The organism is Methylobacterium endophyticum (assembly GCF_050591105.1).
Classification (GTDB): domain Bacteria; phylum Pseudomonadota; class Alphaproteobacteria; order Rhizobiales; family Beijerinckiaceae; genus Methylobacterium.
Genome location: NZ_JBNHES010000026.1, coordinates 15230 through 36839, shown reverse-complemented (window position 1 = coordinate 36839; position 21610 = coordinate 15230). Strand labels below are relative to the sequence as shown.

Genomic DNA, 21610 nt, shown 5'->3' with positions numbered 1-21610 from the left:
CTTCACGCAGGATGACGAGCAGATCCTCGACCACAGCCATGCCCCTCACAGAGAAAAGCTTGGTCAGAATCGATCAAACTCAAAAACGCAACGCCCACGATACTCATATGCGATTCCCCTGCCCCTTTGGGGGAGAGGGTGGCCCGCGAAGCGGGTCGGGCGAGGGGAGCGCCCTCTCCGGATACGGCGCTCCCCTCACCCGACCCTCGCTGACGCGAGGGCCACCCTCCCCCGCAACGGGGGGAGGGAAGACGCGAGACGCCGAACCGATTGATCGGAAACCGAAAGAGAGCGCGCACACCCTGCGCCCGTTACGCGAGGCTACCTTCGGAAGGACATCACGCCCAGCTCGATCGCCGACATGCGAAAAACCCGCACCGCCTAGCGGCGGCACGGGCTTCGGATCACGGGGCCGAACGTGCGGCGATCAGTTCGCGGCAGCGGCGGCGGGGGCGGCGCCCGGAGCGGCGCTCGGCGCGGCCGACGGGAAACCGGAGCGGCGCGGACCGCCGGCACCGAAGCGGGGCTTCGGCTTCGGAGCGGCGATCAGCCCCTCGCGGATCGCGGTCTTGCGGGCCTGCTTGCGGGCGCGGCGGACGGCCTCGGCCTTCTCGCGGGCCTTGCGCACGGAAGGCTTCTCGTAAGCCTTGCGCTGCTTCATCTCGCGGAAGATGCCCTCACGCTGCATCTTCTTCTTGAGGACGCGGAGAGCCTGATCGACGTTGTTGTCGCGAACGAGTACCTGCAACGGACTTGATCCTCTAGAGTATGGCCCTTCGTCTTCGGCTCACCGCGCCTTCGACAGGCCCCTTCGTCTGTTCACGTCTTTCACGGCGGCACCCGATGCGGGACCGTTCCGTTTCCTGTCGCGCCGAAGGCTTAACCGACAAACGCCCCTTGCCCGGAAATTCCGGGAGGGACGTGAAACGGACCATCTCGAATCGGCGCTACCGAAAGCACCTTGCCCCAGCTTCTACACGAAGCCGGGGCGAGTTCCAACCGGCCCCCGCCACCAAATCTCGGGGAGCGCTCAACTGTGAGACTGGATGAAGTTGCGCACCAGCGGGTAGGTCTGGGCCTCCCACTTGCGCCCGGAGAAGACGCCGTAATGGCCGACCCCGGCCTGGAGGTGGTGGCTCTTCATGTGGGGCGGCAGGCTGGAGCAGAGATCGTGCGCCGCCATGGTCTGCCCGACGGCGCAGATGTCGTCGCGCTCGCCCTCCACCGTCATCAGCGCCGTGCGGCGCACGGCGCGGGTGTCGATGCGGTTGCCGCGATAGGAGAGCTCGTTCTTGGCCAGGGTGTATTCCTGGAAGACCGTCCGCACGGTCTCGATGTAGAACTCCGCCGGCAGGTCGAGCACGGCGAAATACTCGTCGTAGAACGATTCGATCGCGGCGGCGCGCTCGGTGTCGCCGTTGGCGAGGTGCCAGAACAGGTCGGCATGGCCTTGCACATGGCGCTTGGCGTTCATGGACACGAAGGCCGCGACCTGCACGAAGCCCGGATAGACCCGCCGCCCCGCGCCCTTGTGGCGGCGCGGCACCGTGGCGATGAGGTTCTTCTCGAACCACTCGATCGGCTTCGAGGTGGCGAGCTGGTTCACGGAGGTCGGGCTGATGCGGCAATCCACCGGGCCGGCCATCAGGGTCATGCTGCGCGGGGCGGCGGGATTCTTGGTCTGCGCCATCACGGTGGCGGCGACGAGCGCCTGCACGGCCGGCTGGCACACCGCGAGCAGGTGGCTGCGCTCGCCCATCGCCTCGAGGAAGCGGATCAGGTGGTCGACATAGTCGTCGAAGGCGAAGGGGCCCGCCTCCACCGGCACGTCGCGGGCGTTGTGCCAGTCGGTGATGTAGACGTCGTGATCCGGCAGGAGTGTCTTGACGGTGCCGCGCAGCAGCGTGGCGAAATGGCCCGACATCGGCGCCACGACCAGCACCTTCGGCTGCTCGCTATCGATGTCCTTCCTGAAGCGCAGGAGCGTCGCGAAGGGCGTGGCCGCGACCGTCTCCTCCGTCACCGGCACGTCGCGGTTGCCGACCCGCACGGTGTCGATGCCGTAGGCGGGGCGGGTGAAGGTGAGCCCCGCGCGCATCATCATGCGGGCTCCCGCCGACCACCAGGTCACGGGCTCCTGATAGCCGGCCCGCGTCCAGGGCGAGATCGCGTCGTGGAGCACGCGGCCCCAGGCGCGGGTCTGCTCGGCGATATCGGCCTGGACCTCGAAAGCGTCGTAGAGCATGGGGCTTGCACTCGCGCGCCGACGTCCGGCGGAGGGCCGGGAGAGTGCGGCAAAGGGAGGAGGCAGCCACGCCTCAGTGCGCTGCAAATTCATCCAGTTAAGGATTAGCTAGGCCGAGGGGCGCCGCAAGCGGCCAAAGGTATATGCGGGCCTTCTGTGATGTGGATGCATCACATGTCTGCGCAGTCTTTCGCGGATTCCGTTTCCGGGCGATGAGACGCAAGGCGCGGGCCGGCCCGCCGGGGAGCACCCTCGCGCCGCTCTCCGTGCCCTTCACGCAACAGGCGGCGGCACAAGTCTTGGATCGCCCCGCAGGCGCGGGGACACGCGTCAACGAAAAGGAAATCCGATGCCGACGGCCACGCTCACGATCTCCAGCCGCAACTACTCGTCGTGGTCGCTGCGGGGCTGGCTGGTCTGCCGGATGGCCGGCCTCTCCTTCGAGACCGAGATGCTCAAGGACGACGCCTCGTCGCGCGCCGAGCTGCTGCACCTGTCGCCGTCCTTCCTCGTCCCCCGGCTCCTGCATGGCGACGTGGTGGTGTGGGACACGCTCGCCATCGCGCAATATCTCAACGACACCTATCCCGAAGCGGGCTTCCTGCCGAAGGAGGCCCCCGCGCGCGCGCATTGCCGCTCCATCTCCGGCGAGATGCATGGCGGCTTCATCAACCTGCGCTCGGCGCTGCCCATGAACCTCAAGGCCCATCATCCGGACTTCACGATCTTCAATGGCGCCAAGGGCGACATCGACCGCATCGTCACGATCTTCGAGGACTGCCTGCGCCGCTACGGCGGGCCGTTCCTGTTCGGCGCCGCCCCCACGCTGGCCGACGCCATGTACGCCCCGGTCTGCACGCGCTTCCGCACCTACGACGTCGCGCTGCCGCCGCTCGCGGCCACCTATCGCGACACCATCCTCGACTGGGACCTGCTGAAGGAATGGACGGAGGAGGCCCAGGCCGAGCCCGACGAGATCGAGGAACTCGACATGGAGTTCTGACCCGGCCGCCGATCGCCGGCCCCACGCGCGCCGAGGCGGATTCCGAATCCGCCCCGGATCGGGCCGGCAACGCGGCCTCACGGAAGGGCTGACCGCGCGCGGGATACGGATCACATCGGTCTCGCAGGCATAACGCCAGCGAAGCAGGACGCTGCACGGCGTTCCGCGCAAGCGAATGCCTGCCAAGCGAATTCCGTCGCGTGGGAACGAACTCTGCGATGTGCTTGGAAAAGGTGGCGCGGGCGACGGGGCTCGAACCCGCGACCTCCGGCGTGACAGGCCGGCACTCTAACCAACTGAGCTACGCCCGCACGGCGTGTGCGCCTGCTGCGGCGACGGCCCGGGGTTTAGGGGCGCTCACGGCCCCCTGTCAAGCAGCCGGCGACACAATATCGGCCCGAACCGCCGGGAGGCCCGCAAGCGCCGCCGGACGCGGGCCCTCGCGCCGGAGAAGCGCTCTCGCAGCGGCGGCAAGGCGGAACCTGCCGCCGCTTGCGCCGACCGCAGCGGCGGGGAATGCTCGCCGGAGCAACTGGTTCGGAGCGTCCCCCGTGGCCCCTCGCGCATGTCCGCGCCCTCCTTCGCCCGAGCCCGCCTCCTGCCGGCGACGGGGCGCCGCGTGAACGACCATAGAGACAGGGAGGCTCGGAACGGGGAGTCTTGGAATGGCGAGCCTTGGGAGACCGCCCTGCCCGGCCCCCTCGCCGGCAACACCGTCTGGACGGTCGACATCGCGGCAGCGGCGCCGTGGCAGCGGGACTGCGCGGCGGTCCTCTCGGCCGCAGAGACGGAACGTGCGGCGCGGTTCCGCCGGCCGGAGGACCGCGACCGCTTCGTCGTGAGCCACGCGGCGCTCCGCCTCGTCCTCGGCCGGGCGCTGGACGCCGCGCCGGAGGCACTCGCGTTCACCGAAGGTCCGGCCGGAAAGCCGGACCTGGCGGAGCCTTGGCGCGGACGGCTGCACTTCAACCTGTCGCATTCGGGCGGACGGGCCCTCGTGGGCCTGTCGCCGAGCGCCGCCATCGGCGTCGATGTCGAGGCCCTGCGGCCGATGCCCGACGCGGAGCGGGTGGCGCGCAGCTACTTCGCCCCGGACGAGGCGGCGGCACTGGCGGCCCTCCCGGACGAGGCGCGCGAGGGCGCCTTCATGGCGGTCTGGACCTGCAAGGAGGCGGTGGTGAAGGCGCTGGGCACCGGCCTGTCGATGCCGCTCGACCGGTTCAGCGTCTCCCTGCCCCCGGCCCCGGCGCTCATCCTCTCGGCGAGGGGGGCCCGCCTCGACCCCGCCGCCCTCACCCTGATGCGTCTGGAGCCTGGGCCCGGCACTCTCGGCGCCGCCGCGATCGCGGAGCCCGGCGCGAACCTGCTCCTCAGGACGCTCGCGACGGGCTGGCCCGACAGGATCGCATAAGAGGCCCAACATCCGCTTGCCGGGCACGGGTCCCCCGGCTATACACCCGCTCGCCGACGCGAAAGCGCGGCCTTCGGAGTGTAGCGCAGTCTGGTAGCGCACCACGTTCGGGACGTGGGGGTCGCAGGTTCAAATCCTGCCACTCCGACCATTAAATCAATGACTTGGGCCGCATCCCGAAATGGCGGCTCATGGAATGCCCCATGACAATGGGGCCGCATATCACCCCTTATTTTCGCCGAAAGCACCCGCTGTCCCGTCCTGAAAATCGGGATGATGATGGCCGTAGGTGTTCTGAGGAATCTCGACCGTCATGCCGAGCATGCCGACGACTTCCCGGATACCGAGACCCACTTGCCTCATCCTCGTCGGCGAGATGTGGCGCAAGGGGGGCTAGATGCCGATCGTTCGCTCCACGGCTCGCGCAGCGGCAGGCCGGAGCGGATCGAGCCGGTGCCTGTGCCTTCCCGTCGATATGCGACCGGACACGGGCACGCGCCGGCGTGCATTCTCATGCACCCGGCCGCCCGACTCACGGTCCCGCACGGATTCCTCCGTGCCGGCGCAGCGTCACAGACGATAGCGGATCTGATCGGTCCAGAAGCGCTCCAGACGGCCGAGCGCGACGTTCAGGCGGCCGAAATCGTCGTCGGAGATGCCGCCGATCGGCTGGATGGTGCGGGCGTGCTTGTCGTAGAGGCCCTGCACGATGTCGTGCACCTGCCGGCCCCGGTCGGTGAGGCTGATGCGCACCGTGCGCTTGTCGGTGCGCGAGCGGGCGTGGTGCAGGTAGCCCGCCTCGACCAGCTTCTTGACGTTGTAGGAGACGTTGGAGCCGAGATAGTAGCCCTTGGTGCGCAGCTCGCTCGCGGTGAGCTCCTTGTCGCCGATGTTGTAGAGCAGCAGCGCCTGGACGCTGTTGACGTCCTCGCGGCCCCGGCGCTCGAACTCGTCCTTGATGACGTCGAGCAGGCGGCGGTGCAGGCGCTCCACGAGATGCAGCGCCTCGAGATACGAGCCCTTGGCCGGGGCGGCCTCGGGAGCGGCGGGTTCGACGACCCTGAGAGCTTCTGATTTCATCGCGTGCCTCGCCTGCTGTTCCGCTGTGCCGGTCATCGGGAGAACCGACGCCGCTTATGGGCACAACCTACGTGGCGGGGATGAAAGCCCGTTTAAGCGACAGGATGAATTGGCGATTTACTTCTGTCGGTAAACACAAGCTGAAGCAGAACCATCAACTGTGCATTTACCTGATCTCGCGCGCCGCGAGCCAGGACAGAATGAAGTACATCACCACAACACTTCCCTGGAGCCCGAGCAGCGGAATCGAGGTCGGCAGAAGCTGCGGCGTGAGCACGCCGAGCATCAGCGCGGAGGTCGCCGCGAGCAGCCAGACCACGCCGCCCCAGGCGCTCGTCAGCCACAGCCCCACCGCCGCCGTGGGGTCGATGACGGCGAAATAGAGCATCGCCGCCTGCCGTCCGGTGGGCTCGCCCTCGAAGGCCCGCTGCCAGGGCAGCACGTCGAGGATCGAGGCCCAGGCGAAGACGCCCTTGGCCAGCCACGCCAGCGCCGTGAGGCGCATGAACCAGACCAGTACCGTGTCCCAGGTGGTCTTCGGCGCGCCCGCGCTGCGCTCGATGCGGTCGCCCGGCATGTCGGCGATGCCGGTGCCGTCGCGGCCTCTGACGGGGGCGGCCATCTCAGGCGAAGCTCGGCTCGGGCCGCGCCGCCGGGCCGAAGGCGGCCGCGATCGCCGCCGGATCGACCTCCGCCAGGGTGGCGGGGCGCCAGTCCGGCCGGTTGTCCTTGTCGATCAGCACGGCGCGCACGCCCTCGAAGAAGTCGTGGCCCTCCATGACCCGCGTCACGAGGCGGAACTCGGCCAGGATCGCCTCGGGAAAGCGCATCGCCGGGCCGCGCCGCATCTGCTCGGCCGCGATGCACAGGCTCGTCGGCGAGCGGGTCCGGATCAGCGCGGCGGCCTCTCCCGCGAAAGCCGAGCCGGAGGCGGCGGCGCCGTCGAGACGACCCAGGACCTCCTCCACGCTCCCGGCAGCGAAGCAGCGCTCCACCAGCCCGCTCTCCGCGGCGAGGGGACCGGGCGGCGGCGCCTCCGCCTCGACCGCCAGCGCATCGTCCACGGCGCCCCCCTCGGCGAGCCGGTCGAGGATCGTATCGAAGGCGGCGGCGGGCGCGTATCCGGTGGCGAGCCCCAGCGCCAGGGCGTCGCCCGGCCCGATCTTGGCGCCGGTCAGCGCGAGGTAGCTCCCCGCGTGGTGCGCCAGGCGCGGCAGCGCGTAGGTCATGCCGACATCGGGAAACAGGCCGATGCCGACCTCCGGCATGGCGAAGGCGTAGCGCTCGGAGGCGATCCGGTGCGAGCCGTGCAGCGAGATGCCGACGCCGCCGCCCATCACCACGCCCTCGATCAGCGAGACGTAGGGCTTGGAAAAGCGCTGCACCGTGGCGACGAGGGCGTATTCCGCCTCCCAGAAGGCATAGAGGTCGTCCTCGCGGCCTTCCTTGCCGCAGGCGTGGATGTAGCGGATGTCGCCGCCGGCGCAGAAGGCCCGGCCGCCCGCGCCCCGCACGGCCACGCGGGTGATCGCGGGATCGGCCTCCCAGGCGTCGAGCTGCGCGCGGAAGGCGCGGCACATCCCGAGGGAGAGGGCGTTCAGCGCCTTCGGACGGTCGAGGGTGACGAGGCCGAGCGCGCCGCGCCGCTCGAACCGGATCTCGGCATCCGCCGCCATGTCCCGCGCCCCCTGCGCCGCCCTGCCCGTCAATCCTGCCGGCCTGCGCTTAGACGAACTCTGCGGGGCCGCGTCAATCGCGTCGCCGCCGCAGGCCCCCGCTCGGCTTTATCGCCGATTTGCGGATGTGCTAGGGCGGCGGCCCGACCTTTCGCGAAGCCCGCGACCGGAGCCCGCCCGACCGATGACGAACGCCACGCCGCGACCGCTCGCCGTCGAGACGGCGAAGGAGACGTCGCCCGCCTGTACCCCCCTGTCGATCGTCCGGCGCCCGCGCCGCAACCGCAAGGCGGAGTGGTCGCGGCGCCTCATGCGCGAGCATACGCTCACCGTGGACGACCTGATCTGGCCGATGTTCGTCATCGAGGGCTCGGGCCGGCGCGAGCCGGTCGCCTCGATGCCGGGCGTCGAGCGGCTAAGCGTCGACGAGATCGTGCGCGAGGCGGAGCGCGCCGCCCGTCTCGGCATCCCGGCGGTCTCGTTCTTCCCCTTCACGGAGGTGGCGCTGCGCGATCCCACAGGCTCGGAGGCGCTCAACGCCAACAACCTCGTCTGCCGCGCCGTGCGCGCCGTGAAGAAGGCGGTGCCCGAGATCGGCGTGATGACCGACGTCGCCCTCGACCCCTATACCAGCCACGGCCATGACGGCCTGCTCTCGGACGGCGCCATCCTCAACGACGAGACCGTGGCGCTGCTGGTGGAGCAGAGCCTGATCCAGGCCGAGGCCGGCACCGACATCATCGCCCCCTCCGACATGATGGACGGGCGCGTCGGCGCGATCCGGGCCGGGCTCGACCGTGCAGGCTTTCGCGACGTGCAGATCATGGCCTACGCGGCGAAATACGCGAGCGCCTTCTACGGGCCCTTCCGCGACGCCATCGGCACCAGCGCGGCGCTCGTCGGCGACAAGCGCACCTACCAGATGGACCCCGGCAACTCGTCGGAGGCGCTGCGCGAGGTCGCCCTCGACATCGACGAGGGGGCCGACTCGGTGATGGTGAAGCCCGGCCTCCCCTATCTCGACATCATCCGCAGGGTGAAGGACGAGTTCGGGGTGCCGACCTTCGCCTATCAGGTGTCGGGCGAGTACGCGATGATCGAGGCCGCCGCCCGCAACGGCTGGATCGACGGCGACCGCGCCATGCTGGAGAGCCTGCTCGCCTTCAAGCGCGCGGGCGCGGACGGGGTGCTCACCTACTACGCCCCGCGCGTGGCGGAGCGCCTGAGGGGACAGTGAGCCGCGGCACCGCGCGCGCGTTTCTTCTTCTGGGCGTGCTCGGCGGCATGGCCGGCGGCCTCTTCGCCTGCGAGAACGCGCTCGGCCGCCAGCGCGCCACGATCTGCCGCCGGGCGGTGCCGGCGCTGGTTCAGGGCGACTCCGAGCTCAAGGTGCTGCGCGCCGGCTCAGGCCCCGCGCCGGACAGCGCCAGGGTCGACTACGTCGTCGGCACGCGGCCGCATTTCGCCCTCTGCCGCTTCAACGGCGGCACCGATCTCGTCGGCCTGTCGACGGACCGCGAGACCCTGAACGGCGCCAGCCTCTACTTCCTGAAGCGCTACTATCTCGACACCCCCGACGCCGAGACGAGCGATCCGGCGGCGCGCTGAGGCTCGGCCTCCCCTCTTGCTGCGCCTGCCGGCCGCTCCCATGTCCTGGGTACGAAGAACCATCGCCAGGACGCGACGGCCATGACCAACCCGCCCCCCGGATATGCCGAGCGCCTCGACGCGCCGGGCTACCTGCCCCCGATGCCCCTTCCCGCCGTGCGCGCGAGCCTCGGCGGGCGCAGCCTCGCCTATCTCCTCGACATCCTGTTCATCCTGGCCTTCTCGGCGCTGCTCTGGATGGCGATCGCGATCCTCGGCGTCGTCACCTTCGGCATCGGCTGGACGCTGTTCGCGGTGCTGCCGGCGAGCGGCGTGATCTACAGCGCGATCACGGTGGGCGGCGACAGGCAGGCGACCCTCGGCATGCGCATGCTCGGCCTGCGCGTGGTGGCGCCGGAAACCGGCGCGCGCGTCGACATGCTGACGGCGGCCGTCCACGCGCTGCTGTTCTACGTGGCGATCTCGACCTTCCTGCTCTGGTGCGTCGACATCCTGTTCGGCCTCGCCCGCGCGGACCGGCGCCTCGGGCACGACCTGCTGCTCGGCCTCGCCGTCGTCCATCGCGGCTGACGCGACGGGACCGACGCGCGGGGATAAGGATTACGAAATCGTTATCCGGGCCTCCGAGACCGGTTGAGCCCGGCGGCGCGCCCGCTACACTCGGGTGCCGGCGCACCCTTGCGCCGGCGGTTCCGAAGATCCGGTTCAAGCGTGACGAGCCATCCGCGCGACACTCCCCAGTTCTACCTGACGGCGCCCTCGCCCTGCCCGTACCTGCCGGGCCAGGAGGAGCGGAAGGTGTTCACGCATCTCGTCGGACGCCGCGCGCGCGACCTCAACGAGGTTCTGACGCAGGGCGGCTTCCGCCGCTCGCAGACCATCGCCTACCGCCCGGCCTGCGAGACCTGCCGGGCCTGCGTCTCGGTGCGGGTGGTGGTGCGCGACTTCCTCGCCACCGCGAGCCAGCGCCGCATCCTCGCCCGCAACGCCGATCTCGTCGGCGTGCCGGAGGCCAACCGCCCGGCCTCGGACCAGTACGCCCTCTTCCGCCGATACCTCGACGCCCGCCACGGCGACGGCGGCATGGTCGACATGACCGTGCTCGACTACGCGATGATGATCGAGGACAGCCACGTCGATACGCATCTCGTGACCTACCGGCGGCGCGGGCCGGACACGGCGATCCACGGCCGCGGCGTCGGCGCGCCGGTCGCCCTGTGCCTGACGGACGTGCTCGCGGACGGGCTGTCGATGGTCTACTCGTTCTATGATCCCGACGAGGCCGGCCGCTCGCTCGGCACCTACATGATCCTCGACCATATCCGCCGCGCGGCCGAACTCGGGCTGCCCTACCTGTATCTCGGCTATTGGGTCGAGGGCTCCCGCAAGATGGACTACAAGGCCCGCTTCCGTCCGCAGGAGCGCCTGATGCCGCAGGGCTGGCTGCGGGTCGAGTGAGGCCGCCGCCCCGGCCGTGAGCCGGGACGACGGGTGGCGGATGATTCAGAACTTGACGATGATCTGCGCGCGCACCGTGCGCGGGGCGCCGGGGGTGATGTTGTTGTTGTTGTCCGCCGTGTAGATGTAACCGCGATCGAAGATGTTCTCGATGTTGACCTGCGCGCGGACGGTGTCGCTGATCTTGTAGAACAGTCCCAGGTCGAAGCGGTTGTAGCCCGGCAGGCGGATGGTGTCGTCCGAGGTCGCGAAGGTGTGGCCCTGGTAGATGTAGCCGATGCCGATGGAGAACTCGCGCGTCACGTCGAACTTGTTCCACAGCGACACCGCGTTGAACGGCACCAGTCCGACGGTGTTGCCCTTCACGATGGTCGCCGAGGTGGCGCTGTCGATGCGCGCATCGGTGAAGGAGTAGCCGCCGGCGATCTGCCACCAGTCGGTGACGTAGCCGTTGGCGCCGATCTCGAAGCCCTGCGTGTTGGTCTTGCCCGACAGGATGAAGAAGCCGGGGTTGTTCGGGTCGGCGAGGCGCTGGTTGAAGCGGTCGAGATTGTAGGCCGCCGCCGTGAGCTGGATCGACGGGGTGAGGTCGTATTTCACGCCGACCTCGGTGTTCTCGAAGCGCTCCGGCTGGGCGATGACGAGGCCCGGCGTGAAGGCGCCGATCTGGTCGCCCGAGCTCGGCAGGTAGGACACGCTGTAGCTGCCGTAGAAGGCGAGGTTCGGCAGCGGCTTCAGCACGATGCCGGCGCGCGGGGAGAGGAGGTCGTCGACGCGGGCGTTGGTGACGTTGGTGCGCCGGTCCGTGGCCGAGAAGTCGAAATGGTCGTAGCGCAGGCCGCCGATGAGTTGCAGGTACTCGTTGATCTCGACCTGATCCTGCGCGTAGACGGCCGCCAGCCCGAGGTCGTAGCGGCTGTTGGCGTCGCTGCCGCCGTTGTTGCGGAACGTCACCGGCACGCGGGTCACGGGCGACAGGGGGTTCACCACGATGCTGGTGGCGACGTTGTTGAAGAAGCCCGTCTGCCGGAAGACGATGCCTTCCTGGTAGCCGAGCTCGACGCCGCCGAGGAGGGTGTGCTTGATGTCGCCTGTGAGGAACTTGTAGGTGAAGTCGTTCTGGCTGAAGTAGTTCGTCCGGTTCGTCTCGTTGCGGTAGCCGGTGATGGTCACGGCCGTGCCGGCGTTGTTGACCGCGCCGCCGGGCAGCGTGTTGCGGTAGAAGCGATCGTAATCGGCGAAGCGGAACTGGCTGCGCAGCTGCACACCGTTGTCGAAGGTGTGGTCGAGGACGGCGGTAGCGATATTGGCGTCGACCTTGGTAAAGTTCACGTCCGGGTTGCCGAAGAAGGTCGCGATGTTCTGCTTGTAGCGATAGGCGCGGCCGAACTGCGAGGGGATGCCGCGATCGGGGAAGCGGTCGTCGTGGAAGTACTCGTAGGAGAGCTTCAGGGTCGTCTGCGGATCGATGAGGAAGGTCATCGTCGGGTTGAACCCGTAGCGGGTCAGCTCGCCGAACTGCCGGTAGGTGCCGGAATCCTCGAACACGCCGTTGAGCCGGAAGAAGGCGCTGTCGCTCACCCGGTCGCCGACATCCACCGCCACGCGCTTGTCGCCGAACTGGCCGCCGCCGGCGACGATCTCGCGGACGCGGTAGCCGTCCGCCTCCTTGAGCACGCGGTTGACCACGCCGCCGCCGCCGCCGCGCCCGAAGATCAGCGAATCGGGACCCTTCAGCACCTCGATGCGCTGGATGTTGTAGAGGTCGCGGAAATACTGAACGTCGTCGCGCACGCCGTTGACGAAGAAGTCGGCGTTCGACTTCTGGCCTCGGATCACCACCTCGTCGCGGTTGTTCTCGCCCTGTGCCGGGATCACGCCGGGCACGTAGCGGAGCTGCTCGGTGAGGTTCTGGAAGTTCTGGTCGCGGATCTGCTCCTGCGTCACGATGGTGACGGATTTCGGCGTGTCGATGAGGAGCGTGTCGGTCTTGCTGGCGCTGCGCGTCGCCTTGGTCAGATAGCCCACGGTCACGCCGCCCTGGCCCTCGACGCTGAGCTGCTCGAGGGTCGTCGAAGCGGGCGCGCCGAGCGGCGCCGGCGCCGCGACCCGCGCGGTCTGAGCCTGCGCGGCGGTGGCGAGAACGGTGCTTGCGAGCAACGCGGCGAGCAAGCCGGAATGCGAATGCCGATCCATCGTGAGGCCCTGTAGTTTGTTATTGTTCTAGTTTGCAGCCACAGCATTCGCGCCGGGCTTGCCTCCGCTCTACACACAGCATCCTTGCGCACAATCGGACAGATCGCTTTAATCCCGACCTCAAGATTGAAGTCTTTCTTAGAAGCACTCGAAGAACGCCGCCAACCCCTTCGTCGCCCGCGCAAAGCCGTTGTCGTCGCCCGCATCGAGCGGGGGGCTGCCAGACGCCGAAGCCATGCAACTGTTACGGAAGAGACACAGTTCGTTACGTAGCCCGCGGCCGCCGGCCATGCGCCGCCTCGCGTTGAGCGCGCCGGGAGCCCATGCTAGGCGCCCCTCGTCTTTCCTCGTCAGACGTCAGGGCGCCCGATGATTCCCCGCTACAGCCGGCCCGCGATGACGGCGATCTGGTCGCCCGAGTCCCGCTTCCGCATCTGGTTCGAGATCGAGGCGCATGCGACGAGCGCGCTGGCCGAGCTCGGCGTGGTGCCGAAGGAGGCCGCCGACACCGTCTGGGAGAAGGGCCGCGACGCGGTCTTCGACGTCGCCCGCATCGACGAGATCGAGGCGGTGACGAAGCACGACGTGATCGCCTTCCTTACCCATCTCGCCGAGATCGTCGGGCCGGAGGCGCGCTTCGTCCACCAGGGCATGACCTCGTCGGACGTGCTCGACACCTGCCTCAACGTCCAACTGGTGCGCGCCGCCGACATCCTCATCGCGGATATCGACGCGCTGCTCGCGGCCCTCGAGCGCCGCGCCTTCGAGCACAAGCTCACACCGACCATCGGCCGCTCGCACGGCATCCATGCCGAGCCCGTGACCTTCGGGCTGAAGCTCGCCCAGGCCCATGCCGAGTTCCAGCGGGCGAAGGAGCGGCTCGTCGCGGCGAAGAAGGAGGTCGCGACCTGCGCCATCTCGGGCGCTGTCGGCACCTTCGCCAATATCGATCCTCGGGTCGAGGAATACGTGGCCGAGAAGATGGGCCTCACCCCCGAGCCGGTCTCGACGCAGGTCATCCCGCGCGACCGCCACGCCATGTTCTTCGCGACCCTCGGCGTGGTGGCGAGTTCCGTCGAGCGGCTCGCCATCGAGATCCGCCATCTCCAGCGCACCGAGGTGCTGGAGGCGGAGGAGTTCTTCTCGGAAGGCCAGAAGGGCTCCTCGGCCATGCCCCACAAGCGCAACCCCGTGCTCACCGAGAACATGACGGGCCTCGCCCGCATGGTGCGCGCCTACGCGCTGCCGGCCATGGAGAACGTGGCGCTCTGGCACGAGCGCGACATCTCGCATTCCTCGGTCGAGCGCATGATCGGCCCGGACGCCACCGTGACCCTCGACTTCGCGCTGGCGCGGCTCACGGGCGTCATCGACAAGCTGCTGATCTACCCGGCCAACATGCAGAAGAACCTCGACCGGCTCGGCGGGCTCGTGCACTCGCAGCGTGTGCTGCTGGCGCTGACCCAGGCCGGCGTGTCGCGCGAGGATTCGTATCGCCTCGTCCAGCGCAACGCGATGCCGGTCTGGCGCGGCGAGGGCGATTTTTTGCAACTGCTGAAGGCGGATGCGGACGTGACGGCCGCGCTGAGCCCGGAGCAGATCGAGGAGTGCTTCGATCTCGGCTACCATTTCAAGCATGTGGACACGATCTTCGAGCGGGTCTTCGGGCGCGCCTGAACGCATCGGGATCCGCGTCCCGTGACATCGCCGGGGTTGCGCGCTACCTTTCCCCGGTGATGCCTCGACGGCGGGCGGAGGAGAGGCCCATGGCGAACGCGGGCCGGACGGACGGCCTCAGCAAGTTCCAGCGCTACCGGCTGACGCGGCAGGCGAACGGCATGAAGCTCCTGCGCTTCTGGGTGCCCGATCCTCGGACGGAGGCGTTCCAGGCGGACATAGCCCGGCAGACGGCACGCCTGCGGGCCGCGCCGGAAGAGGCGGAGGCCCTGCGCTTCATCGAGGCGGCCATGGACTGGCCGCCGCCGTGAGACGGGGCGACATCGTGACCGTTTCCGCTCCGGGCGACTACGGGAAGCCGCGCCCGGCGGTGGTGGTGCAATCCGATTGGCTGAGCGACACCGACAGCGTGCTGGTGAGCCTGATGACGAGCACGATCCGCGACGCGCCGAGCTTCCGCCTCAGCCTCGATCCGGGGCCAGAGACCGGGCTGAGGGTTCCCTCGCAGGTCATGGTCGACAAGATCGCCGCCCTCCCGCGCGCCAAATGCGGTCCGATCATCGGACGCCTCTCCGGCCCCTCGCTGATCGAGCTCAACCGGATGCTGTCGGTGATCTTCGGCCTGGCGGATTGACCGGCCCGCGCGTACCCGCCCAATGCGACCGCAGGGATCTGCCATGAATCCTGCATCAGGTCCCCAGACGGTTCTCATCGAGGTGATCGACGTGCCAAGCCCCCGCATCGTCTACCTGAACGGCGCTTTCCTTCCCTTCGAGGAGGCGCGCGTGCCGATCATGGATCGCGGCTTCCTGTTCGCGGACGGGATCTACGAGGTCTCCGCCGTGCTCGACGGCAAGCTCGTCGACAACGCCGCCCATCTCGCCCGGCTCGACCGCTCGCTCGCCGAGATCGGCATCCGCAACCCGCACACGCTCGCCGAGTGGGAAAAGCTGGAGACCGAGCTGGTCGCCCGCAACGGCGTGTCGGAAGGGCTCGTCTATATGCAGGTGACGCGCGGCGTCGCCGAGCGCGACTTCGCCTTTCCGCCGGCCGATACGCCGCCCACCGTGATGATGTTCACGCAAGGAAAGACCATCGTCGCCAACCCGCTCGCGGAGCGCGGCGCGGCGATCGTCACCGTCGAGGACATTCGCTGGAAGCGGCGCGACATCAAGTCCGTGGCGCTGCTGGCGCAGGTGCTGGCCAAGCAGGTGGCCGCAGCCGCTGGCGTGGCGGAAGCCTGGATGCACGAGGACGGGCTCGTCACGGAAGGCTCCTCCTCCACGGCCTTCATCGTCACCAAGGAGCGCGTGCTGGTGACGCGCCCGCTCTCCACCGCGCTCCTGCCCGGCATCACCCGCGCCGCCGTGCTGCGGCTGGCGGCGGAGGAGGACCTGCGCATCGAGGAGCGGCCCTTCTCGGTGGCGGAGGCGAAGGACGCGGCGGAAGCCTTCTACACCAGCGCCTCCGCCTTCGTGATGCCAGTGTCCACCATCGACGGCCATAAGGTCGGCGAGGGACGCCCCGGCCCGCTGACCCTGCGCCTGCGCGCGCTGTATCTCGACATCGCGCGCGGCGGCTGACGGCGTCCGGCCCGGAACGGATCGGGCAAGGCGGCTGTTCCTTCTCGAACGCGCAATCGTTGAAGGGAGGCCGTCTTGCCGAAACTGTTGTCCGGGCTCGCCGCCACGGCGGCATGCCTCGTCGCCACCGTGGCGCTGGCCCAGAACCCCGATGTCCCGCTGAAGGGCCGCGACAGCGATCCGGCCCTGCCGCCGCCGAGCCAGACCCCGCCGGACAGGATCAAGCCCGGCGCCGGCGGCGAGGCTGCCCCCGACGGCAGCCTCAGCGACAGGCTCGAAAAGAGCGACGGCGTCATCAAGCCCCCCGGCACCGCCGCCGAGGGAATGGTGGTGAAGCCGCCGGAGGGCGCCAACGGCTCCATGCCGGTGATCAAGCCCGGCGAGCTGCCCGGCCAGAAACCCGGCACCGAGGCCCGCTAAAAGGGCCTTCGCACATAGCGTCGGCGGGCAGCGCAGGGCCGCTCATCCCCGGCGCAACCGGCGGCCTTGCTTGCATTCCGCGATGGGATCGCGGAAACACCCCGACGACAGCGGGTTATGGCGCGGCGCTCGCCGCGCGCCCCGTGGGATGTCGGGTCACGGATCATCGCGCGCATGGCGAACGTCGTCGTCGTAGGCGCCCAGTGGGGCGACGAGGGCAAGGGCAAGATCGTCGACTGGCTCTCGGAGCAGGCCGACATCGTCGTGCGCTTCCAGGGCGGGCACAATGCCGGCCATACGCTCGTCATCGACGGCGTCACCTACAAGCTCGCGCTGCTGCCCTCCGGGGTGGTGCGCGGCGGCAAGCTCTCGGTGATCGGCAACGGCGTCGTCGTGGACCCCTGGCATCTCGTCGACGAGATCGCCCGCATCCAGGCGCAGGGCGTCGAGGTGTCGCCGGCATCGCTGCGCATCGCCGACAACGCGACGCTGATCCTGCCGCTCCACCGCGAGCTCGATCACTTCCGCGAGACCAGCAACGCCGGCCTCAAGATCGGCACGACGAAGCGCGGCATCGGCCCGGCCTACGAGGACAAGGTCGGCCGGCGGGCGATCCGCGTGGTCGATCTCGCCGACGAGGGCACCCTGCCGGCCAAGGTCGAGCGCATCCTCGCCCATCACAACGCCCTGCGCCGGGGCCTCGGCATCGACGAGGTGAACGCGGATGCGCTGCTCGCCGAGCTGAAGGCCATCGCGCCGACGATCCTGCCCTATGCATGCCCGGTCTGGGCGCTGCTCGACGAGGAGCGGCGTGCCGGCAAGCGCATCCTGTTCGAGGGCGCGCAGGGCGCTCTGCTCGATGTCGACCACGGCACCTATCCCTTCGTCACCTCCTCCAACATCGTGGCGGCGCAGGCGGCCACCGGCTCCGGCCTCGGCCCGTCCGCCATCGGCTACGTGCTCGGCATCGCCAAGGCCTACACCACCCGCGTCGGCGAGGGCCCGTTCCCGACGGAGCTGTTCGACGAGATCGGCGAGCTCATCGGCACCAAGGGCCGCGAGTTCGGCGTCAACACCGGGCGCAAGCGCCGCTGCGGCTGGTTCGACGCCGTGCTCGTGCGCCAGACCGTGCGGACCTCCGGCATCCAGGGCATCGCGCTCACCAAGCTCGACATCCTCGACGGCTTCGAGGAGATCCGCATCTGCACCGGCTACCGTCTCGACGGCCGGGTGGTCGACCACCTGCCGGCGAGCCAGGCCGCGCAGGCGCGGATCGAGCCCATCTACGAGACGATGCCCGGCTGGTCCGAGACGACGGCGGGCGCCCGTTCCTGGGCCGACCTGCCGGCCCAGGCGATCAAGTACGTGCGGCGCATCGAGGAGCTGATCGGAGCGCCCGTCGCCCTGCTCTCGACCTCGCCGGAGCGCGACGACACCATCCTGATGCACAACCCCTTCGAAGACTGAACCTGCGGCCTTCCGGCGATTGAGGGATCGCCGAAAGGCGGATCAAGGGACGATGGCGGACTACTATCCGTTGCTGGCGCGGGCGCTCGACGCCCTGCCCGACCGCTCGCCTGCCATGCGCAAGGCGGTCTACGAGCGCGCCCGCGCCGCGCTGATCGGGCAGTTGCGCTCCCTCGATCCGCCGCTCGCGGAAGAGGACATCGCCGTCGAGCGGACCGCGCTCGACGGGGCCATCGACCGGCTGGAGGCCACCTACGCGCCCCCGCCGCCGCCCCCGGAGCCCGCCGTCGCGGCGCCCCCCGAGCCGGAGCCGATCCCCGAGCCCGCTCCGCCGCCGGCGCCGGACGAGTCCCTGTTCGAGGCGGAGCCGCCGAAGGCCGCGCCCGGCCTGCCCCCGGCGGCGCCCGCCGATCTCGGCCTGCCCAAGCCGCCGGAGCCGAGGCGGCGTGAAGGGCCGCCGCTCGCCATAGCGCCCCGCCGGGGCAAGGAGACGGCCGGGCCGGCGGAGAATGCCACCGCCAAACCCCTGCCGGCCGCCGATGCCGCCGCGGCCCAGCCCCCTGCCGGGGACGAGTCCGAAGCGGGCGCGCTGCGCCTCGACGCGGGCAACGGCCAGAAGCGTCCGCGCGTCGCCGTGGTGGCGCCCGGCGGCGGCCGCTCGCGCATCCTGCGCAACGCCTTCGTCGGGAGCGTGCTCGCCATCGTCATCGGCCTGATCGCCGTGGCAGCCTTCCTGCTGCGCGACAAGCCCGCCGACCTCCAGCCGACCGGAGCCGACATCGCCGGGCAGCAGCCCGAACGGGCCGACACCAAGTTCGGGGACCGCGTCGGCGGCGACGCGGCCCAGCCGTCCGAGCGGCCGGCACCGGCCCAGGGCGGCTCGACCGCGAGCGAGCGGCCCTCCGCGCCACAGCCCCAGGCCAAGGCGCCCGTGCAGGGCGACGTCACGGTGGCGCAGCGCGCGGCGCTGATCGAGGAGAACGTCGCCGACCAGAACGCGCCGCCCCCCGTGACCACGGGGCGGGTCGTCTGGCGGCTCGATTCGGTGAGCGGCGAGCAGGGACAGCCGCTGGAGACGGCCGTCGTCGCCACGGTGGACATCGCCGATGCCGGCCTTCAACTGGTCATGACCATCCAGCGCAACCTCGACGCGACGCTGCCGGCGTCCCACACCGTGAAGCTCGTCTTCACGGCGACGGGCGCGGCCGGCGAGAAGCGGTCCATCCAGGATATCGGGCTGCTTCAGGCGAAGGACGACGAGGGCGGACGCGGTTCGCCGGTCTCGGGCCTGCCGGTGCGGGTGCGCGACAACCTCTTCCTGATCGGGCTGTCCTCGCTGAGAAACGACGTCGACCGCAACACCGACCTGCTGCTGCACAAGAACTGGCTCGATCTCGCGCTGAAATATCCCAGCGGCCAGCGCGCGGTGCTCTCCTTCGAGAAGGGCGGCTCCGGCGCGCAGGTGATGCAGCGCGCCTTCGATCAGTGGCGCTGAGGGGCCCGGCAAAGATCCCGGCACGCGCGAAGCGTGCCGGGCCGGCTATTCGTCAGGCGCCGGCCCGCACCGCCTCGCGGGTGGCGAGGTTGCGCTTGACCGCCTCCTGAACCTTCTCGAAGGCCCGCACCTCGATCTGGCGCACGCGCTCGCGGGAGACGCCGAACTCGCCCGACAGGTCCTCGAGGGTGATCGGGTCGTCGGCGAGCCGGCGCGCCTCGAAGATGCGCCGTTCGCGCGGGTTCAGCACGCCGAGGGCGTCGCGCAGCGCCGAGAGGCGGTTGGTGCCCTCCTGCTCGCGCACCAGCACCGTCTCCTGGCTCGGGGTGTTGTCGACGAGCCAGTCCTGCCATTCGCCCTCGCCCTCCTCGCGCAAGGGCGCGTTGAGCGAGCTGTCGCCGGAGAGGCGGCGGTTCATGTCGACCACGTCCTGCTCGGGCACGCCGAGACGGGTGGCGATCTGCTTGACCTGATCGGGCCTGAGGTCGCCCTCGTCCAGGGCCGAGATCTTGCCCTTGGCCTTGCGCAGGTTGAAGAAGAGCTTCTTCTGGTTGGCCGTGGTGCCCATCTTCACGAGCGACCAGGAGCGCAGGATGTATTCTTGGATCGCGGCCTTGATCCACCACATGGCGTAGGTCGCGAGCCGGAAGCCCTTGTCGGGATCGAAGCGCTTGACCGCCTGCATCAGGCCGACATTGCCCTCCGAGACGACCTCGCTGATCGGCAGCCCGTAGCCGCGATATCCCATGGCGATCTTGGCGACGAGGCGCAGATGGGACGTCACCAGACGATGGGCCGCGTCGCGATCGCCTCCGTCGCGCCAGCTCTTGGCGAGGGTGAACTCCTCCGTCGGCTCCAGCATCGGGAACTTGCGGATCTCGTCGAGGTAGCGCGAAAGGCCCCCCTCGTTGGCGAGCATCGGTAATGCGCCTGCCATGTCGACCTCCTTGGATGGCCCCCCGGACGGGCAGGCCGCGAATTGCGGGCCGCCGCTCCTTGAGCCGGCCGCCCGATTCCCCATGTGTAATGAGGAAACGGCCGGTCCGGTAGCGGCCGCGCGGCACGATCGTCGACGACAACGCGCGACGGATCGTTCCGGTGCAAGCTGTCACGATCGGTCGTGGGGCGCGGTGCCTTTGCGCACCTGGAGTGCCCTCCCGCACCCTTGACCGTTGCGCCGAGACCGCGCTCGCGCCTCCTATTTTCGCACGCGGACCGGGACGGGTTACGCCGGCTTCCCAAGGGCCTCGATCAACGCCGCCATCTCCGGCGGCGGCGGGCTCTCGAAGCGCAGGGTGCGGCCGTCGCGGGGATGGGCGAAGCCGAGCAGCGTGGCATGGAGCGCCTGCCGGCCGAGCGCCGCGAGGGCCGCGCGCGCCTCTTCCGTCAGCAGCGACGCCTTGGTCTTGAAGGCGCTGCCATAGACCGTATCCCCGAGCAGCGGGTGGCCGAGATGGCCGAGATGCACGCGGATCTGATGGGTGCGGCCCGTCTCCAGCCGGCAGCGCACCAGCGCGACCTCGGGCGCGGGCACCGCCTCGACGCTGTAATGCGTCACCGCCCTGCGGCCTTCGTCGCCGCGCACCACGGCGATCTTCTCGCGGTTGCGCCGGCTGCGGGCGAGATTGGCGTCGACGGTGCCCACGCGCGGCTCCGGCACGCCCCAGACCAGTGCGACATAGGCCCGTTCCAGCGGGCCGCTGCGGCCGTGATCGGCGAATTGCGCGGTCAGCCCGCGATGGGCAAGGTCGTTCTTGGCCACCACCATGAGGCCGCTGGTGTCCTTGTCGAGCCGGTGCACGATGCCGGGGCGGCGCACCCCGCCGATGCCCGACAGGCTCTCCCCGCAATGGGCGATGAGGCCGTTGACCAAGGTGCCGTCGGCGTGACCCGGCGCCGGATGGACGACGAGGCCGGCCGGCTTGTCGAGCACGACGAGGTCGTCGTCCTCGTAGACGATGGCGAGGGCGAGGGCCTCGGCGGCGGGCTCGGCCGACACGGCCTCCGGCTCGGCCAGGGTCAGGACGGCGCCGGCCCCCACCTTCGCGGACGGATCGAGGGCGGGGCGCCCGTCCTGCCGGACATGGCCCGCCCGCACCAGGGCCTGGAGGCGCGCGCGCGACAGATCGGGGAAGGCTTGCGCCAACGCCTTGTCGAGCCGGCCGGCGGCGGCATCCTCCGCGACGACCGCCCTGCGCTCCGCGATGGCCGGGGCCTCCTGCACGTCGTTGTCCCTCATTCCGATACGGATCGCCGAAAGACGCATTTCCGCGCTTGCCCCCGGCTGAGAC

General features: G+C 69.7%; 22 protein-coding genes and 2 tRNA genes. 14 read left to right on the top strand and 10 right to left on the bottom strand.

Features of this window, described 5'->3' with window-relative positions:
* Positions 1–427: 427 nt before the first annotated feature.
* Positions 428–748: a 30S ribosomal protein S21 gene (rpsU, locus tag ACP56T_RS20555; protein ID WP_430914021.1), complete on the bottom strand. Its 321-nt coding sequence runs from the start codon at positions 746–748 to the stop codon at positions 428–430.
* Positions 749–1030: 282 nt separating this feature from the next.
* Positions 1031–2245 carry a polyhydroxyalkanoate depolymerase gene (locus ACP56T_RS20550; RefSeq protein WP_430914020.1) on the bottom strand — a complete coding sequence of 405 codons (1215 nt, stop codon included), beginning with the start codon at positions 2243–2245 and terminating at the stop codon, positions 1031–1033.
* A gap of 349 nt (positions 2246–2594) precedes the next feature.
* Here ACP56T_RS20550 and ACP56T_RS20545 point away from each other — a divergent pair, with 349 nt between their 5' ends.
* Complete coding sequence (locus ACP56T_RS20545) at positions 2595–3248, top strand: glutathione S-transferase family protein (protein ID WP_430914019.1); 654 nt, start codon at positions 2595–2597, stop codon at positions 3246–3248.
* A gap of 234 nt (positions 3249–3482) precedes the next feature.
* Here the strand turns inward: ACP56T_RS20545 and ACP56T_RS20540 are convergent.
* A tRNA-Asp gene (locus ACP56T_RS20540) sits at positions 3483–3559 on the bottom strand.
* A 308-nt stretch (positions 3560–3867) separates the two neighbouring features.
* Between ACP56T_RS20540 and ACP56T_RS20535 the strand changes: the two genes are divergently transcribed.
* Together ACP56T_RS20535 and ACP56T_RS20530 are read left to right on the top strand one after the other, a co-directional pair.
* Complete coding sequence (locus ACP56T_RS20535) at positions 3868–4659, top strand: 4'-phosphopantetheinyl transferase family protein (protein ID WP_430914018.1); 792 nt, start codon at positions 3868–3870, stop codon at positions 4657–4659.
* 74 nt (positions 4660–4733) lie between these two features.
* Positions 4734–4810, top strand: a tRNA-Pro gene (locus ACP56T_RS20530).
* 71 nt (positions 4811–4881) lie between these two features.
* Here the strand turns inward: ACP56T_RS20530 and ACP56T_RS20525 are convergent.
* From ACP56T_RS20525 to ACP56T_RS20510, 4 genes are all read right to left on the bottom strand, one after another.
* The gene (locus tag ACP56T_RS20525; protein WP_430914017.1) at positions 4882–5013 is read right to left on the bottom strand and encodes a hypothetical protein; all 132 of its coding nucleotides are present in this window, start codon (positions 5011–5013) and stop codon (positions 4882–4884) included.
* A gap of 216 nt (positions 5014–5229) precedes the next feature.
* Entirely contained in the window at positions 5230–5739 is a 510-nt protein-coding gene (ldtR, locus tag ACP56T_RS20520) for a transcriptional regulator LdtR (protein ID WP_430914016.1), read from the bottom strand.
* A 166-nt stretch (positions 5740–5905) separates the two neighbouring features.
* On the bottom strand, positions 5906–6361 hold the full coding sequence (locus ACP56T_RS20515) for a DUF6163 family protein (RefSeq protein ID WP_430914015.1): 456 nt from the start codon (positions 6359–6361) through the stop codon (positions 5906–5908).
* A gap of 1 nt (position 6362) precedes the next feature.
* The gene (locus tag ACP56T_RS20510) at positions 6363–7415 is read right to left on the bottom strand and encodes an enoyl-CoA hydratase/isomerase family protein (RefSeq protein WP_430914014.1); all 1053 of its coding nucleotides are present in this window, start codon (positions 7413–7415) and stop codon (positions 6363–6365) included.
* 184 nt (positions 7416–7599) lie between these two features.
* On the opposite strand from ACP56T_RS20510, the gene hemB reads away from it, so the two are divergent.
* From hemB to ACP56T_RS20490, 4 genes are all read left to right on the top strand, one after another.
* Positions 7600–8652, top strand: a complete 1053-nt coding sequence (gene hemB, locus ACP56T_RS20505) for a porphobilinogen synthase (protein WP_430914013.1) — start codon at positions 7600–7602, stop codon at positions 8650–8652.
* A complete protein-coding gene (locus ACP56T_RS20500; RefSeq protein ID WP_430914012.1) occupies positions 8649–9023 on the top strand; it encodes a hypothetical protein in 375 nt (124 codons plus the stop codon). The genes hemB and ACP56T_RS20500 overlap by 4 nt, the downstream gene beginning before the upstream one ends.
* A gap of 81 nt (positions 9024–9104) precedes the next feature.
* Positions 9105–9593, top strand: coding sequence for an RDD family protein (locus ACP56T_RS20495; protein ID WP_430914011.1), 489 nt, complete (start codon positions 9105–9107; stop codon positions 9591–9593).
* A gap of 141 nt (positions 9594–9734) precedes the next feature.
* Entirely contained in the window at positions 9735–10481 is a 747-nt protein-coding gene (locus ACP56T_RS20490; protein ID WP_430914010.1) for an arginyltransferase, read from the top strand.
* Positions 10482–10526: 45 nt separating this feature from the next.
* On the opposite strand, the gene ACP56T_RS20485 is transcribed toward ACP56T_RS20490, so the two are convergent.
* Positions 10527–12677, bottom strand: a complete 2151-nt coding sequence (locus ACP56T_RS20485) for a TonB-dependent receptor (protein ID WP_430914009.1) — start codon at positions 12675–12677, stop codon at positions 10527–10529.
* A 369-nt stretch (positions 12678–13046) separates the two neighbouring features.
* Here ACP56T_RS20485 and purB point away from each other — a divergent pair, with 369 nt between their 5' ends.
* The 7 genes from purB (at position 13047) to ACP56T_RS20450 (ending at position 19319) form a co-directional block, all read left to right on the top strand.
* Complete coding sequence (gene purB, locus ACP56T_RS20480) at positions 13047–14354, top strand: adenylosuccinate lyase (protein ID WP_430914008.1); 1308 nt, start codon at positions 13047–13049, stop codon at positions 14352–14354.
* Between the two features lie 89 nt (positions 14355–14443).
* Complete coding sequence (locus tag ACP56T_RS20475) at positions 14444–14665, top strand: antitoxin MazE-like protein (protein WP_430914007.1); 222 nt, start codon at positions 14444–14446, stop codon at positions 14663–14665.
* Entirely contained in the window at positions 14662–14988 is a 327-nt protein-coding gene (locus ACP56T_RS20470) for a type II toxin-antitoxin system PemK/MazF family toxin (protein WP_430914006.1), read from the top strand. Before ACP56T_RS20475 ends, ACP56T_RS20470 begins: the two co-directional genes overlap by 4 nt.
* 43 nt (positions 14989–15031) lie before the next feature.
* On the top strand, positions 15032–15937 hold the full coding sequence (locus tag ACP56T_RS20465) for a D-amino-acid transaminase (protein ID WP_430914005.1): 906 nt from the start codon (positions 15032–15034) through the stop codon (positions 15935–15937).
* A gap of 75 nt (positions 15938–16012) precedes the next feature.
* Positions 16013–16357 carry a hypothetical protein gene (locus tag ACP56T_RS20460; protein ID WP_430914004.1) on the top strand — a complete coding sequence of 115 codons (345 nt, stop codon included), beginning with the start codon at positions 16013–16015 and terminating at the stop codon, positions 16355–16357.
* A 174-nt stretch (positions 16358–16531) separates the two neighbouring features.
* Positions 16532–17824 carry an adenylosuccinate synthase gene (locus ACP56T_RS20455; protein WP_430914003.1) on the top strand — a complete coding sequence of 431 codons (1293 nt, stop codon included), beginning with the start codon at positions 16532–16534 and terminating at the stop codon, positions 17822–17824.
* A 52-nt stretch (positions 17825–17876) separates the two neighbouring features.
* The gene (locus ACP56T_RS20450) at positions 17877–19319 is read left to right on the top strand and encodes a histidine kinase (RefSeq protein WP_430914002.1); all 1443 of its coding nucleotides are present in this window, start codon (positions 17877–17879) and stop codon (positions 19317–19319) included.
* A gap of 52 nt (positions 19320–19371) precedes the next feature.
* Here ACP56T_RS20450 and rpoH read toward each other — a convergent pair whose 3' ends face one another.
* A complete protein-coding gene (rpoH, locus tag ACP56T_RS20445) occupies positions 19372–20256 on the bottom strand; it encodes an RNA polymerase sigma factor RpoH (protein ID WP_430914001.1) in 885 nt (294 codons plus the stop codon).
* Between the two features lie 288 nt (positions 20257–20544).
* Positions 20545–21558 (bottom strand): RluA family pseudouridine synthase, encoded by a 1014-nt coding sequence (locus ACP56T_RS20440; protein WP_430914000.1) that lies wholly within the window; start codon positions 21556–21558, stop codon positions 20545–20547.
* Positions 21559–21610: the final 52 nt, after the last annotated feature.

Excerpts from the sequence above, each read along its gene's own strand:
- ACP56T_RS20440 (WP_430914000.1), bottom strand. The coding sequence starts at position 21,558 with ATGAGGGACAACGACGTGCAGGAGGCCCCGGCCATCGCGGAGCGCAGG.
- ACP56T_RS20450 (WP_430914002.1), top strand. The coding sequence starts at position 17,877 with ATGGCGGACTACTATCCGTTGCTGGCGCGGGCGCTCGACGCCCTGCCC.
- ACP56T_RS20475 (WP_430914007.1), top strand. The coding sequence starts at position 14,444 with ATGGCGAACGCGGGCCGGACGGACGGCCTCAGCAAGTTCCAGCGCTAC.
- ACP56T_RS20485 (WP_430914009.1), bottom strand. The coding sequence starts at position 12,677 with ATGGATCGGCATTCGCATTCCGGCTTGCTCGCCGCGTTGCTCGCAAGC.
- hemB (WP_430914013.1), top strand. The coding sequence starts at position 7,600 with ATGACGAACGCCACGCCGCGACCGCTCGCCGTCGAGACGGCGAAGGAG.
- ACP56T_RS20515 (WP_430914015.1), bottom strand. The coding sequence starts at position 6,361 with ATGGCCGCCCCCGTCAGAGGCCGCGACGGCACCGGCATCGCCGACATG.
- ACP56T_RS20550 (WP_430914020.1), bottom strand. The coding sequence starts at position 2,245 with ATGCTCTACGACGCTTTCGAGGTCCAGGCCGATATCGCCGAGCAGACC.
- ACP56T_RS20455 (WP_430914003.1), top strand. The coding sequence starts at position 16,532 with ATGGCGAACGTCGTCGTCGTAGGCGCCCAGTGGGGCGACGAGGGCAAG.
- ACP56T_RS20495 (WP_430914011.1), top strand. The coding sequence starts at position 9,105 with ATGACCAACCCGCCCCCCGGATATGCCGAGCGCCTCGACGCGCCGGGC.
- ldtR (WP_430914016.1), bottom strand. The coding sequence starts at position 5,739 with ATGAAATCAGAAGCTCTCAGGGTCGTCGAACCCGCCGCTCCCGAGGCC.
- purB (WP_430914008.1), top strand. The coding sequence starts at position 13,047 with ATGATTCCCCGCTACAGCCGGCCCGCGATGACGGCGATCTGGTCGCCC.
- ACP56T_RS20465 (WP_430914005.1), top strand. The coding sequence starts at position 15,032 with ATGAATCCTGCATCAGGTCCCCAGACGGTTCTCATCGAGGTGATCGAC.
- ACP56T_RS20545 (WP_430914019.1), top strand. The coding sequence starts at position 2,595 with ATGCCGACGGCCACGCTCACGATCTCCAGCCGCAACTACTCGTCGTGG.
- rpoH (WP_430914001.1), bottom strand. The coding sequence starts at position 20,256 with ATGGCAGGCGCATTACCGATGCTCGCCAACGAGGGGGGCCTTTCGCGC.
- ACP56T_RS20510 (WP_430914014.1), bottom strand. The coding sequence starts at position 7,415 with ATGGCGGCGGATGCCGAGATCCGGTTCGAGCGGCGCGGCGCGCTCGGC.